This is a genomic window from Kitasatospora sp. A2-31, from assembly GCF_022288725.1.
Lineage (GTDB): Bacteria > Actinomycetota > Actinomycetes > Streptomycetales > Streptomycetaceae > Kitasatospora.
The window spans coordinates 574,657-588,013 of the sequence record NZ_JAKNTA010000002.1; the positions used below are offsets into that span (position 1 = coordinate 574,657).

Consider the following 13,357-nt stretch of genomic DNA (forward strand, 5'->3'; position numbering starts at 1 on the left):
AGGGTCGGCGCCCGGAGACGAGGAGGCGCCGATGCAGGGGAGCGAATCCGGGGCCGTGGGCGGCCCCGACAACGGGTCGGCCCCTGGGGGTGCCCCCGGGCCGGGGAACGGGGTGCTGCCGGGGAGCGGGGCTGCCCCGGGTGGACGGGTCCTGGTGGTGGACGACGACGCGGCGATCCGGCGCAGCCTGGAGCGCGGTCTCCGCCTGAGCGGCTTCTCGGTGGCCCTCGCCGAAGATGGCGAGACGGCGCTGGCCCGGATGCCCGCCGACGCGCCGGACGTCCTGGTCCTCGACGTGTCGATGCCCGGGGTCAGCGGCGCCGAGGTCTGCCGCAGCCTGCGCGCCCGCGGCGACGACATCCCCGTGCTGATGCTCTCGGCGCTGGACGAGCCCGCCGACCGGGTCGCCGGACTGCAGGCCGGCGCCGACGACTACCTCGTCAAGCCGTTCGCGCTGGAGGAACTGGTCCTGCGGCTGCGCGCCCTGCTGCGCCGGCGCCCGCCGCAGCCGGACGACCGTGTGCTCGCCGGTCCTCTCACCATCGACCCGGGCACCCGCCAGGCCCGCCTGTACGGCGAGGAACTCAGGCTCACCCGCCGGGAGTTCGAGCTGCTCACCCACCTCGCCCGGAACAGCGGCCTGGTCCTCTCCCGTGAGCAGCTGCTGGAGCGCGTCTGGGGCTACGACTTCGACGTCCGCAGCGACGCCGTCGACACCTTCGTCAGCTACCTGCGGCGCAAGACCGAGGCCGGCGGGCGGCCCCGGCTCATCCACACCGTCCGGGGCGTCGGCTTCGTGCTGCGGCTGCCGGACGGAGCCGACCGTCCGTCCGACGGCGCCCACCGGGTGTCGGGGCCGAGCGGGACCGGTCCGCGGTGAGGCTCTCCACCCGGATCGCGCTCTGGGCCGCCGCAGTGGTGCCGCTGCTGGTGGTGCTCGCCGGCCTCCTGCTCCTGCCCCTGGTCGGCCGCGACCTGCGGCACCAGCAGGACGCCCGGCTCAACGACCGCGCGGCCGCCCTCCTGCCCGGCGTACGGGCGCTGGTCGCCGCCGACAGCAAGGGCCGCCCCAAGGCCGAACAGAACCAGCAGCGCAAGGTGGTGGACGCCGCCCTCGACCTCGGCGTCCGGGTGACCGGCGCGGACGGCACGGTCCTGCTCTCCGTCGGCCCGCAGCCCGACGGACCCGGGGTCTTCCCGGCCACGCCCGGCGGCCCGGTCACGGTGCGGGAGCACGGCACCGCCTGGCGGGTCCTCACCGTCGCCGTCACCACCGCCGGCGGCGCGAACGGAGGCGACGCCGGCACGGCGGGCTCCGGCCTGCTCCGGGTGGTCACCCCCACCGGGCCGGCGGACCGCGAGGCGGCCGTGGTGCGGCGGCGCGTCCTGCTGGTCGCGCTGCTGTCGGCGCCGGTCTCCGCGCTCATCGGCTTCGCGCTCGCCGAGCGGGCCACCGCCCCGCTGCGCCGCCTCAGCCGCCGCGCCGCCGTCCTGGACCCGGCGGGACCGGCCCCGTCGGGCGGCGCCGGTCCCGCAGGCGGTCCCGCAGGCCGTCCCGCAGGCGGGTCGGGGGACGGCCCCGGCGGTCACGGCTTCGTGGCCGAGCGGACCGGGACCGCCGAGGTGGACGAGCTCTCCGCGGCCCTCGCCCTGTTGCTGACCCGCTACGACGAACAGGCCCGGCGCACCGCCCAGGCCCTGGACACGGCCCGCTCGTTCTCCGCCGACGCCTCGCACGAGCTGCGCACCCCGCTGATGAGCCTGCGCACCAACCTCGACGTGCTGGCCGCCCACCCCGACCTGCCTGCCGCCGAACGGGCGGAGATCGTCGCCGAGCTGCGGGAGGACCACACCCGGCTGCTCGACCTGCTCACCGCGCTGAGCACCCTGGCCCGGGGCGACCTCGTCCAGCTGGACGCGTTCCAGCCGGTCGACCTCGCCGAACTCGTCGACGCCGCAGCCGAGGAGGCCCGGCGCCGCCACCCGGGTGCCGGGTTCACCGTGGAGGCCCCGGAGGAGATGCGGGTGTTCGGTTGGGAGTCCGGCCTGCGGATCATGCTCGCCAACCTGCTCGGCAACGCCGCCGTGCACGGACGCACGGCCCAGGCACCGGCGCGCGTCACCGTGCGGCTCGCCGCCGCGGGCGGCCAGGCGCGGCTCACCGTGGACGACACCGGCCCGGGCGTCCGGCCCGAGGACCGGGAGGCCGTCTTCCATCGGTTCCAGCGCCGTCGCGACAGCCCCGGCTCGGGCCTCGGGCTCACCCTCGTCGCCCAGCAGGCCGCCCTGCACCGCGGCACGGTGGGCATCACCGTACCGCCCGGTGGCGCCGGCTGCCGGGTCGAGGTGACGCTGCCGCTCCCGCGCCCGGACGCGCCGACCGTCGAGCTGCCCGCCCGGCGGGACTGGATCGCCGCCCGGGTCCGCTGAGCACCCGTCGGCTGCGAAGGGGGGCCGTCCCCGTTCCACAGGGATTCCACAAGAAGCATCCCTACGCTCCTGGTCACCACCTCCGGTCGGCCGGGCCCGCAACCGGCCGACCGGGGGCCCTCGACGGAGAAAGGACGATGCCTCATGCCCGCTGCCAACCTCCTCCCCGCCGGCCGCCGGATCGCCGCGCTCGGCGCCCTCGCCCTGGCCGGCTCGCTGCTCGTCGCCGCGCCCGCCCAGGCCGACGGCGGCAACGGCTCGCCGTCGGGCGCCCCGGCTGCCGCGACGACCCCGAAGGGCGACGGGGCCAAGGGCATCTGCAAGCGGCTGCCCAGGACCGAGGAGCGTGTCACCAAGGCGCTGAACCGCCTCAACGGCGACGCCACCGTGGTCGGCTCGGTCGCCCGGCTGGAGCAGCGGGTCGCGAACGCCAAGGCTGCCGGCCACACCGAGATCCAGACCTACCTCAGCGACCGTCTGACGGCCCGCAAGGCCATGGTCACCACGCTGCAGACCCGGCAGAAGGACCTCAAGTCCGTGGCGACCTGGTGCGCCGCCCAGGGCGAAGGGTCCGGCAAGTGAGCCGCCGCCCCGCTGCGGCACTCGCCGCCGTCCTCCTGGCCGGGGCCGCCCTGCTCACCGCCTGTGGTCCCGCCGGCGGCGACGGGGACGCCAAGTCCGGCCGGGCCGACAGCTCCCAGGTCGACGACATGCAGCAGAAGCTGGACGCCGCCGAGAGCGCCGCCGCCCAGGCCGACGCCGACGCCACAGCCGACAACGGCTGACGCGGGGGCGCCCCTCGACAGGACAGCCCGGCCGAGGGGGCCGGGCTGTCCTGTCGGCGCCTTCAGCGTGGGTGGTTCCTGCGCCAGAACCGCCAGCCCCGCAGGCCGCCCGACCCCGGTCCGCCCGACATCACGGTGGCGTCGACCAGACTGGCTGACAGATCCTGCCTGCCCAGCCCCTCCAGGACCCGCCCGATCTCGGCCAGGTCCTCCCGGCGGGAAACAGTGGTCGCCGTGACCGCCCACCCGAGGTGCCCGTCGAGGCCGAGAAGACCGAGGTGGTGAAGGAAGAAGGCGACCTCCTCCGGCCGCCGGCGCCAGCAGTAGGACTCGATCAGGCGGTCGCGGATCGTGGGCGTCACCCTCGCTTCGACCAGGCTCAGGACCAGCTGCGCCATCACCGCGCCAGTTCGGTCCCGGGTCACGAGTCCGTCGACCAGCAACTCGACGCTGCGCCGGTGCCCGGCCTGCAGTAGCCTGCCGATCAGATCGGCCGTCGTCCCCTGCGCCAGCGCAGCGTCGGCGATCAACGTCGCCGCGCGACGCGCGTCCTCCTCCGCCGGGGCCTTGAGCAGCTCGACAATCCTGGTGACCGGCTCGTCGGAGATGATGTGGCCGACGATCTGTTGCGCCTCCCGGACCCGCGTCCTCCTGATCAGCCCTCGAAGGATCACCACCAGTTCGGTGGACGGCCGGGCTGCGGCGATGATCCTCCGAAGTTCCGCCTGCTGCGACCCCTCGGGCAGCTCGCTCCGCCGGGCCAGGTCCTCCGACCGGCCGGTCGGTGGCGGTGCCTCGCGCGCGGGCCGCCGGCCGGCGAGCGCGACCAACAGGTCGACGACGTCCTGGGACGACCGGTACAGGACCGCTGCGCCCAGAGCCGCCCGGGCGGTGCCCACCAGGGAGGCAAGTTCATGTATCGGGCGATCCGCTCCGGTCGCGCGCAGCAGCGCGGCACGGACGGCCGCCGGGAGCCTTCCGTGCAAGCCCCGGTACCAGTCGCTGACCTCTGTCTCCGGTGGGGCGTTGTCGAGGAGCACGGCGGCGTACCCGTGCCAGCCGAGGTCGTTCAAACGTATCCAGGTGGCGGGGGCGTCGGCTGTCCGTGCAAGCGCCCAGAGGACGGGGAAGGCGGCCTCCGCCGCCTCGCGGCGGTGCAGGTAGGTGAGGAGCTCCATCGCCCGGGAGGACGACAAGTTCGAGGCCAGGACGCCGAGCACTGCCCAGCGGACTCCCGCACCCTGCCCGTCCAGAACGATGAACAGCCGTCCGAGCGCCTCGACGGACCCGGTCCACGGCGCGGTCTTCAACACGACTTCGGCCAGCGGCTCCTGCCGTCCTGTGAACAGTTCGGCCAGCAGCGCCAGGCACCGCTCCAGGGATTCCCTCCGTGTGAAGCACTCGGCGAACCGTAGGTCCGCGGGCCCCACCGCGCGGAGCGTCCGCAGCACCTCGGCGACCTCCGCCACCGGCCGCTCTGCTGCCGCCTCGCAGACGGCGGCGAAGAGTTTCGGCAGCGCCGGGGCCGCCATGAACTCCGTGATCAGCTCCGCCACCGCCTCCGGCGGCCGAGAACGCGCTGCCTCGTCGAGAACGGCTGCGGCCTCCTGCTCACCGCCGATCCGATGGACCTCCGTCAGCAGTTCCCTCAACTCCGAGATTCGGATGGGCGGTTCGGCCTGGATCGTGCTCAGCACGTACCGGCTGCTCTGCCCGACGCCGCTGGTCCGGGCTGCGCGGAATAGCGCGGGAGCATGGGCCCGGACGGCCTCGGTGAGGCGCTCGCCGGGCCGGCGCTCAGGGTTACCGGCGTGCAACTCCTTGAGCAGCGATCCGGCCTCCTCGTCCGGTCTGGCCCGGAGGAACGCGCCTACCAAGGTGGTGACGGAGACCGGCACACGGGTGTTCGTCGGTCGAGTGTCGAGCGCGAGCAGGAGCTCCGCCACCCTCGCAGGTGAGGAGCGCTCGACCAGCCCGACGAGGAGTTCGGTGCCGGCGGCGGCCGACTGCTGGTTGCCCGTCCGATAGCCGTCCCCGACCAGCTTCGTGGCCAGTGCGACCAGCTCCGCCACCGGCCGCTCCTCGTGCGCGTCGGCCAGCAGGTGTCGGCTGAGGTTCGGCTTCGACGAGGCCAGCAGGGCTTCGGCCACGGAGCCGAGGCCTTCGGTGTCCCGCTCCCTGGACGCCCATCTGAGGAGCAGGGCCGCCCGCTGCTGCTGGCCCCGGGACTCCAGCCAGTTCACGACGCCCGCCAGCCGATCCGTATCCGGACTCTTGGCGAGGTGCTGGAGCAGCAGCTCCTCACCGCAGTTCCAGTGCCGCAAGATGAGTTCGGCGAGCACATCGAGCAACGTCCCGTCGTCGCACGTGGCGAGGACAGCCAGCGCCAGAGGGGCACCGATGAGCCTACGCAGCTCCTTTCGCCCGGACAGCTCCAGCAGCTCGCCGAGTCGAGCCGGAGGCCGCGGAACCGCGATGATCCGCTTCAGGAGCACGGACCGCTCCGTGTCGCCTGTCTCCGCCAGCATGCTCAGCAGATCCGCCGCGGGCCGCACACGGATCAGGGATTCCTGGAGGCTGTCAACAACGGCGGGGAGTTGGCGATGGTCGAGTGCCTCGAAGAGCGACGCGAGCTGCTGCTGCGGATACCCGTCGGCCAGCGCCGAAACGGCGGCGTCGACAGGGCGGGTGCCGTCCCCGTCGTGCCCGTCGAGCTCCGCGACCCCTCCGAGGAATTCCGCCACCTGTGGTGCGGAGGCCTGGCACACCGCCGCGAATAGCGGCGGCAGCAGTTCGGCCGGTCCACGGTTGCAGAGTGCGGCTGCGAGTTCCGCCGCCGTGGCCGGGCTGAAGGGGGTGACTGCGCAAACCGTGATGGCCACGGCGTCCACCTCTGCGCCGCGGTCGACCAGACCCTCCAGCACTTCGTGGCGTTGTGGCGGGTCGAGCCGGGCGCACTCCTCATGAGCCGTGCGAAGGTGCTGGACCTGACCGGCTTGCCGCAGGGCGATCAGCAAGTGGTGCCGGTTGGAGCGGTGGGCGACTGCGGCCCGGAGCACGATCGCGGCTTGCTCGTCGAAGCCGGGCCGTGATTCCCCGGAGGCCAACCACGGGACGAGCCGGTCGAGCGGACTCGTCGCGAGTGCCGTCAACGCCTCCTCGTACATTGCTGTCTGATCCGACCGGACCAGTAGCTCGATGAGGTCCTCCGTCCCTTGAGGCCCGTACCGGGCGGATGCCTCCAGTACCAGCTCGTTCGCCTCCGTCCGCAGGCCTTCGGCGGTCAGTGACGCCAGCAGTGCGGGCAGGTCCTCCAGCGGTCGAGGCTCCCTGAGTACCTCCGCCGCCTCGGCGGCGAGCTCGGCCCGGTTGAGGCGCACCACGCAGGCGACGAGGCCGGCTGCCGGCAGCCCGCCGAGCGCGCGGATCACCGCCGTGCGCAGTTGCTCCCTCGTCTCGGGCGGCAGTTCGGCCGCGGCGAGCGCGAGCAGCAGGTCGTCGGCAGGGCGCGTGAGGGCAGCCGACTCCAGCAACCGGCACGCGACCGCGGCCCGCCCGGTCCTGCACAGGGCCCCGGCCACGTCCATCATCGCCTCGACGGGTCGCCGCTCGGCCGCCGCGGCCCACATGGCCGCGACCGCGTCCGGGCTCAGCGTGGAGTTCTCGGAGCTCAGGGCGAGCAGGTCGGCGGTGCGGCCGACGGCCGCGAACTCCGCCAGGAGTTCGGTCCTTCCGGAGGACAGCACCTGACGGAGGGCACGCCCCAGAAGCTGCCCGAGGTCCGTGCGGAGCGGTGGTGCGGCCAGCGGCTGGAGAACCGGTGCCGGCTCGCTCCCGGCGGGAACCGGCGGGCGGTCGAGCGGACCGGCGATGTTGCGTAGCGGCGGGCCCGCGACCAGGAACTCCGTGTGGTCGACGTCGGTGAGCACCCGGATGCGCTGGGGCCTGCCGTCCTTCCCGTACCGGTGATGGAACTCGTCGATCCGCGCCTGGGTGTCCAGTCTCAGCTGCTCCAGATTCAGTGCGCCGTCGTGCGCGAGCAGCGCATCCAGGACGGCGCGTGAGAACAGGCTGAACGAGCCGTCGCCCGATCGCCGCCCGGGCCGCCCGGAGCCGACGAAGAGCGCGCTCTAGGCGGGCGAACAGGCGTACAGGTGGGCGACCTTCCGGCCCGCGACGATGAGGGCCTTCCGGCTGGCCCAGCCGACCGTGCCACCCATCGAGTCCTGCTGCACGCCCTCCCGGCAGGCGTCGATCAGGAACAGCACCTGGGCGGCCGGGGTGTTCTCGACCTCGTTCCTCCAGTCGATGGCGACGCAGCCGGACCAGAACGGCTCCATGTTGGGGTGCGCGTCCTCGGGGATCAGGTAGTCCGTCCCCTTGGCGTGCAGTCCGTGCCCGCTCAGGCAGATCAGCAGCGTCTCGCCCCGCCGGGCCGCCCGCAGGAAGTGGCCGACCTCGCCGTTGACGAAGTTGGTACTGACCTGGCGGCGTGCTTTGGGCAGGACGACCCGGAACCCGCGCGCCCGCAGGGCCTCGCCCAGTCGTTGGAGGTCCCGTGGGACGAAGGACAGGGGCGGGAGGCCTGCGGGCTCGTAGTCGCTGGCCCCGATCAGCAGCGCGGCGAACCCACCCACCGGCGTCAGTTTCCGAAGACGAAGGTGATCCCCCGCGTGCCCTGGACCTGGGAACTGCCCACCAGCTGGACGCCCCCGCCGGCGGAGACCTGGAAGCTCAACTGCACCTCCTTGAGCGGCATCGGGCCGCCGCGCTCGGCGATCTGCGCGAACAGCGCCTGCAGCGCGTCCACGGTCTCCGTGAGGTTCTTGCGCAGCACGCCGAGCGGGACCCGGCGCAGGACGGCCTCGCGGTCGCGCCCGAAGACGCCCATCGTCCCGCCGTCCTCCTCCTCGTCCTCGGTCACCCAGAACTCCAGGGAGTCCAGCTCCGGGGAGTCCAGCTCGGTGGTCTCCGGATTGTCCGCCATTTCCCCCACCCCAGCGATCAGGCCGTCAGGCCGACGTCGATGCGGCGTCGCGCCGCAGGCAGAGAATAGCCCTCGGGTACCGCGGACCGAAGTCGATCTAGCGAACGATCAAGAAAGTTGACGATCAGTCACGCCACCTGTAGGGCGCCGGCTGCGCCTCGCGGTGCACGGCGTGTCCCGGGCCGGACGGGGCGGGCTGAGGGGCGGATCGGGGACGGCCTGGCTCCGCGAGCGCCGGTTCCCCCTGCCGGTTCGTCATGTGCCCGCGGGGGCCCCGGCGTCGGCTTGAGTTCTACCGGTCGTTGCAACACCCCAGTTCAAGGGGTGCAATGTTCGAGATCCGGGAGAACCGGACGGTAGGTCAAGGGCCGAGGGCCTTGGTGCGGGAGCGGGAGGAATACTTCCGGCTTGTGGATCAAGGAATGGGGTTCGCCGAGGCCTGCGCGGTAGTCGGCATCAACGTCCGCACCGGCAAGCGATGGCGCAACGGCCGCAACGCGTCGGGCCGGAAGAAGGCGGCACCACCGATCTACGAGGTGGTGCCGCCTCCTGTCGCACCGGCCGAGCCCGCGGCGCCCGAGACCTCCCGCTACCTCAGCGAGACCGAGCGCATCCACATAGCCGACCGGCTGCGGGAGAAGGCCACGATCCGGGCCATCGCGGCGGAGCTGGGCCGCAGCCCCTCGACCGTCAGCCGTGAGATCAGGCGCAACCGCACGGTGCTGCCGAAGGGCGGCTGGTACTACCGCCCGCACGCCGCCCAGCGCCGTGCCGACCAGCGCCGGCCCCGCCCCAAGCCGAGCAAGATAGGCCAGAGCCCTGAACTGCGGGACTTCATCCAGGACCGGCTGGCAATCCAGTGGAGCCCCGAGCAGATCTGTCGCGCGCTCCGCGAAGGCTTCCCCGAGCATCCCGGGATGCACGTCAGCCACGAGACGGTCTACCAGGCCCTCTACACCCAGGGCCGGGGAGACCTGCACCGCGACCTGACTCGCAACCTGAGAACCGGGCGACGGCTCCGCCGCCCGCGCCGTCAGACGGACAGGCGCAGGTCCCGCCCCGTCAAGAACATGCTGATGATCAGCGAGCGACCCGTCGAGGCCGCCGACCGAGCCGTCGCCGGCCACTGGGAGGGCGACCTCATCGTGGGCCCCAAGTCGCGCTCCGCGATCGCCACCCTGGTCGAACGCAGCAGCCGCTACCTGGTCCTCGTCCACCTGCCTACCGGCCACACCTCCAACGCCGTGCGCCGCGCGCTCACCGACGTCTTCAAGACGCTTCCGGAGCAGTTGCAGCAGTCCCTGACCTGGGACCAGGGTTGCGAGATGGCCGCCCACCGAGGCTTCACCCGCGACACCGGCGTCCCGGTCTACTTCTGCGAGCCCGCCAGCCCTTGGCAGCGGGGCTCCAACGAGAACACCAACGGCCTGCTCCGCCAGTACTTCCCCAAGGGCACCGATCTGTCCGTCCACACCCCCGAGCACCTGGCCGCCGTCGCCGACCGACTCAACAGCCGCCCACGCAAAACGCTCGGCTGGGAAACCCCAGCCGAGCGTCTGCTTACACTGCTCGCGGCTTGATCAACTCACCACGTGTTGCAACGACCCCTCGAATTCGCCTCGGTGCCGGGGCCCCCGCGGGAGCTGTGATCACTTGTCGACGGCGTCGGTCACGTGGTTCCAGGTGTCCAGGTCCGCGGTGCGGGCTTCGAGGGCGGTGCGCATGCCCGCGGCGCTGGAGGTGCCGAGGGCCAGGCGCAGCGGGGGGTTGGGACTGTCGATCGCGGTCCGGATGCCTTCGGCGATCCGGGCTGCGGAGGAGAACGCGGATGCGGGCAGCTCTCCGATGCCCTTCTGGACCTCGCGGACGGTCCCGTCGTAGTCGTCGAGGCCGGCGGCGACGTCGAGGTTGGACAGGAAGGGGGTGGCGGTCATCCCGGGCTGGATGATCGTGACCTTGATGCCCAGCGGTGCGACCTCGGCCGCCAGTGCGTCCGACAGTCCCTCGACCGCGTACTTGGTCGCCGCCAGCAGTCCCACGCCGGGGTGGGCGGACTGTCCGTAGACGGACGAGCCCTGGAGGACGTGCCCGGACCGCTGGGAGCGGAGTACCGGCAGCGTCGCGCGGAGCACGTTGAGCACTCCGAAGACGTTGGTGTCGAACACGGCGCGGGCCTGCGCGTCCGAGGCCTCCTCGACGGCTCCGAAGAGTCCGTAGCCGGCGTTGTTCGCCACCACGTCGATGCGGCCGAACCGCGCGAGCGTGCGCTCCACCGCCTCCTGGACGGCCTGCTCGTCACGCACGTCGGCGGGGACGAGGAGCAGGCGGTCGCCGTGAGCTCCGGTCAGCTCCTCCAGGGGAGCGGTGTCGCGGGCGATCGCCGAGACGGCGTCGCCGTTCTCCAGGGCCTGGAGGGTCAGTTCACGGCCGATGCCGGAGGTCGCGCCGGTGATGAGCCAGGTGCGGGGGCTGGCCCCCTGGGGGAAGGTTCCATTCATGTTGCGACCATAAGCCGTTAGCTCGTAACGAGTCAAGCGGGCTCCGGCGACGCGTTGCTTGTTACACGGCTTAGTGCCTCTTTCGGCTGCTGTAGGATGGGGCGATGAGCAGTGCTGCAGCCGGATCTGCGAAACCCAGCCCGCGTACCGTCGTGCCGATGGTGGAGACCGTGCTCGCGTTCGTGAACACGCGCGCGGACGGAGGCGGCCGGCAGGAGCTGTTCGGGGACGGGCACGCGTTCGCGGCGTGGCTCGCGGAGCGCGACGAGTTCGGTGGCGAGACGGTGGCGACCGACGCCGATGCGGCGGCCGCCCGCGAACTGCGGGACGCCCTGGTGACCCTGCTGCTGGCGCACTCCGGGGACGAGGAGAGCCAGGGCGAGCCGCTCCGGCACGCCGAGCAGCACCTGCGGCGCGCAGGTGCGCTCTACCCGCTGGCGACGGTGGTCACGGCCGGTGGTGTCGAGCTGGCGTCGCCGCAGACCGGGGTGCCGCGTGTGTTCGGGACCGTGCTGGCCGCGGTGACGACCTTCGCGCAGACCGGTGACTGGGGGCGCATCAAGGCGTGCCGCAACCCCCCGTGCCATTTCGGCTTCTTCGACCGCACCCGCAACGGGTCGGGGCTCTACTGCAGTACCGGCTGCGGTTCACAGGTGTCCATGCGCAACTACCGCCGGCGGCAGCGCCGCGAGAGCGACGCACCCTCGGAGGCGTGAGGCCGCGGCGCCACGGGTGGCCGCTTCGTCGTCAATGCCACCCGCGCCCGCCGCCCCGGTCCGAGGCCGGCGACCCGCCGGAAGGGCTGCGTCCGGGGGTGGCTCAGCTCGTCGGGACGACGACGACGGGGCACTCGGCGTGCTGGACGACGGCCTGGCTGGTGGAGCCGAGGCGGCCGAGCGGGCCGCGGGGGCTGCCGTGACGGCCGACGACGAGAAGGGTGCGGCCGGACGAGGCGGACACCAGCTCCCTGGCCGGGCTGGAGCGGGCGAGGGTCGTGCTCACGGAGACGTCCGGGAAGCGCTCCCGCCAGCCCGCCAGCACCTCGGCGAGCATCCGTTTGTGCTCGGCCTCGATGTGCGACTCCTCGTACACCACGGGGACTTCGTGGCCGGGGCCCATCAGGAGCGGATAGGCCCAGGCGTGGACGACGTACAGCGGGAGCGCCAGCCGCCGGGCCGCCAGGAAGGCGTACGCGAGCACCGGTTCCTCGTGCTCCTCGCCCTCGACGCCGACCACGACGGCGGGATCGGCCGCCGGCTCGGCGGTGCGGACCACGACGACCGGGCAGCGTGCCTGGGCGGCCAGATGGAGGGTGGTCGAGCCGAGGAGGAGCTTGGGGAATCCGCCCGAGCCGCGGGCGCCGACGACCAGCAGCGTCGCCTGCTCGGCCGCCGCGGCCAGGACTTCGCGCGGCTTGCCGTCCACGAGGTCGGCGGTGACCAGGAGCCTCGGGTGCAGGGCGGCGACCCGGGCGCGCTCGACGGCCAGCAGGGCTCCGTCCTCCTCCCGGCCGGAGGGCAGTTCGGGGGCGCGCACCAGGCGCAGCGTGAGCTGCCGGCGCACTGCCTCCTCGGCGGCCCAGTCGAGGGCGGCCTCGCTCGGCTCCGATGCGTCGATCCCCACGGTGACGGGTCCGTTCAAGGCGCATCCTCCAGTTCGCGGCGCAGCGCCGGTCGGCCGGTGGGTCCAGGCTATGCCCGCTCCCGGTACGCCGCCGGTCGGCGGGCACGGGCCGACCCGCCGGGCGCGGCCCGCACCGGCGCCCCGGCGGCGTCGCCGGTGCGGCCGACCGGCCCGGCGCGGAGAATCGGTGGGGTGACCGGCCCGGCGACCCAGGGAGCAGAGATGGACGCGAGCGACCCGGCGACGGGGGACCGGCCGGTGCGGGTGTTCCTGCTGGACGACCACGAGGTGGTCCGGCGCGGGGTGCGGGACCTGCTGGAGGCGGAGCCCGACATCGAGGTCGCGGGTGAGGCGGCCACCTGCGCGCAGGCACTGGCCCGCGTCCCGGCGCTGCGGCCGGACGTCGCGATCCTCGACGTGCGGCTGCCGGACGGCGACGGGGTCACCGTCTGCCGGGAGCTCCGGGACCGGCTGCCCGGGCTGGCCTGCCTGATGCTGACCTCGTTCGACGACGACGACGCCCTGCTCGACGCGATCATGGCCGGTGCGGCCGGGTACGTGCTGAAGCAGGTCAAGGGCGCCGACCTGGTGAGCGCGGTACGCACCGTGGCGTCCGGGCAGTCCATGCTCGACCCGGCGACCACCCGCAAGCTGATGGAGAGCCTGCGCCACCACGAGGAGAGCGAGACGGAGGCCGCGCTCGCCCAGCTGACCCCGCGCGAGCGGGAGATCCTGGCCCTGGTGGGGGAGGGCAAGACCAACCGGCAGATCGGCCAGGAGCTCTACCTCGCCGAGAAGACGGTCAAGAACCACGTCTCGCGGCTGCTCGCCAAGCTCGGCGTGGAGCGCCGTCTCCAGGCGGCCGTCCTCGCCGCGCACGCCGACCCGGAGCAGCACCGCCACCACCCGCACTGAGCGGTGGTGCCCGTACGGAGCCCCGGGTGGACGGCGGAGCGGCACGGTACCCATCGGGCCGGTGGATTGAGCCGAACGGCCCATGCGGTGCCCCCGGCCCCGGCCGCACGGTGGTGGTG

At 73.2% G+C, this 13,357-nt stretch carries 12 protein-coding genes; 7 read left to right on the plus strand and 5 right to left on the minus strand.

Annotated features, from left to right (window positions below):
- Nucleotides 1-31 precede the first annotated feature (31 nt).
- The 4 genes from MCM47_RS07400 to MCM47_RS07415 all read left to right on the plus strand — a co-directional run bounded on the left by MCM47_RS07400 (nucleotide 32) and on the right by MCM47_RS07415 (nucleotide 3,215).
- A complete protein-coding gene (locus MCM47_RS07400; RefSeq protein WP_238859657.1) occupies nucleotides 32-880 on the plus strand; it encodes a response regulator transcription factor in 849 nt (282 codons plus the stop codon).
- On the plus strand, nucleotides 877-2,430 hold the full coding sequence (locus tag MCM47_RS07405; RefSeq protein ID WP_238859659.1) for a HAMP domain-containing sensor histidine kinase: 1,554 nt from the start codon (nucleotides 877-879) through the stop codon (nucleotides 2,428-2,430). The genes MCM47_RS07400 and MCM47_RS07405 overlap by 4 nt, the downstream gene beginning before the upstream one ends.
- A 144-nt stretch (nucleotides 2,431-2,574) precedes the next feature.
- The gene (locus MCM47_RS07410) at nucleotides 2,575-3,012 is read left to right on the plus strand and encodes a hypothetical protein (RefSeq protein ID WP_238859660.1); all 438 of its coding nucleotides are present in this window, start codon (nucleotides 2,575-2,577) and stop codon (nucleotides 3,010-3,012) included.
- Complete coding sequence (locus MCM47_RS07415; RefSeq protein ID WP_238859661.1) at nucleotides 3,009-3,215, plus strand: hypothetical protein; 207 nt, start codon at nucleotides 3,009-3,011, stop codon at nucleotides 3,213-3,215. Before MCM47_RS07410 ends, MCM47_RS07415 begins: the two co-directional genes overlap by 4 nt.
- 62 nt (nucleotides 3,216-3,277) lie before the next feature.
- Here MCM47_RS07415 and MCM47_RS07420 read toward each other — a convergent pair whose 3' ends face one another.
- The 3 genes from MCM47_RS07420 to MCM47_RS07430 all read right to left on the minus strand — a co-directional run bounded on the left by MCM47_RS07420 (nucleotide 3,278) and on the right by MCM47_RS07430 (nucleotide 8,202).
- Nucleotides 3,278-7,144 (minus strand): hypothetical protein, encoded by a 3,867-nt coding sequence (locus MCM47_RS07420; RefSeq protein WP_238859662.1) that lies wholly within the window; start codon nucleotides 7,142-7,144, stop codon nucleotides 3,278-3,280.
- Between the two features lie 201 nt (nucleotides 7,145-7,345).
- Entirely contained in the window at nucleotides 7,346-7,852 is a 507-nt protein-coding gene (locus MCM47_RS07425; RefSeq protein WP_238859663.1) for a caspase family protein, read from the minus strand.
- A gap of 5 nt (nucleotides 7,853-7,857) precedes the next feature.
- Complete coding sequence (locus MCM47_RS07430; RefSeq protein ID WP_238859664.1) at nucleotides 7,858-8,202, minus strand: hypothetical protein; 345 nt, start codon at nucleotides 8,200-8,202, stop codon at nucleotides 7,858-7,860.
- Nucleotides 8,203-8,624: 422 nt separating this feature from the next.
- On the opposite strand from MCM47_RS07430, the gene MCM47_RS07435 reads away from it, so the two are divergent.
- Nucleotides 8,625-9,782 carry an IS30 family transposase gene (locus MCM47_RS07435; protein WP_238740475.1) on the plus strand — a complete coding sequence of 386 codons (1,158 nt, stop codon included), beginning with the start codon at nucleotides 8,625-8,627 and terminating at the stop codon, nucleotides 9,780-9,782.
- Between the two features lie 69 nt (nucleotides 9,783-9,851).
- Here the strand turns inward: MCM47_RS07435 and MCM47_RS07440 are convergent, their stop codons facing one another.
- The gene (locus MCM47_RS07440) at nucleotides 9,852-10,700 is read right to left on the minus strand and encodes an SDR family NAD(P)-dependent oxidoreductase (RefSeq protein ID WP_238859665.1); all 849 of its coding nucleotides are present in this window, start codon (nucleotides 10,698-10,700) and stop codon (nucleotides 9,852-9,854) included.
- Between the two features lie 158 nt (nucleotides 10,701-10,858).
- On the opposite strand from MCM47_RS07440, the gene MCM47_RS07445 reads away from it, so the two are divergent.
- Nucleotides 10,859-11,416, plus strand: a complete 558-nt coding sequence (locus MCM47_RS07445) for a CGNR zinc finger domain-containing protein (RefSeq protein WP_238859667.1) — start codon at nucleotides 10,859-10,861, stop codon at nucleotides 11,414-11,416.
- 103 nt (nucleotides 11,417-11,519) lie between these two features.
- On the opposite strand, the gene MCM47_RS07450 is transcribed toward MCM47_RS07445, so the two are convergent.
- A complete protein-coding gene (locus MCM47_RS07450) occupies nucleotides 11,520-12,341 on the minus strand; it encodes a universal stress protein (RefSeq protein ID WP_238859669.1) in 822 nt (273 codons plus the stop codon).
- Nucleotides 12,342-12,545: 204 nt separating this feature from the next.
- On the opposite strand from MCM47_RS07450, the gene MCM47_RS07455 reads away from it, so the two are divergent.
- Nucleotides 12,546-13,238: a response regulator transcription factor gene (locus MCM47_RS07455; protein ID WP_238859671.1), complete on the plus strand. Its 693-nt coding sequence runs from the start codon at nucleotides 12,546-12,548 to the stop codon at nucleotides 13,236-13,238.
- Nucleotides 13,239-13,357: the final 119 nt, after the last annotated feature.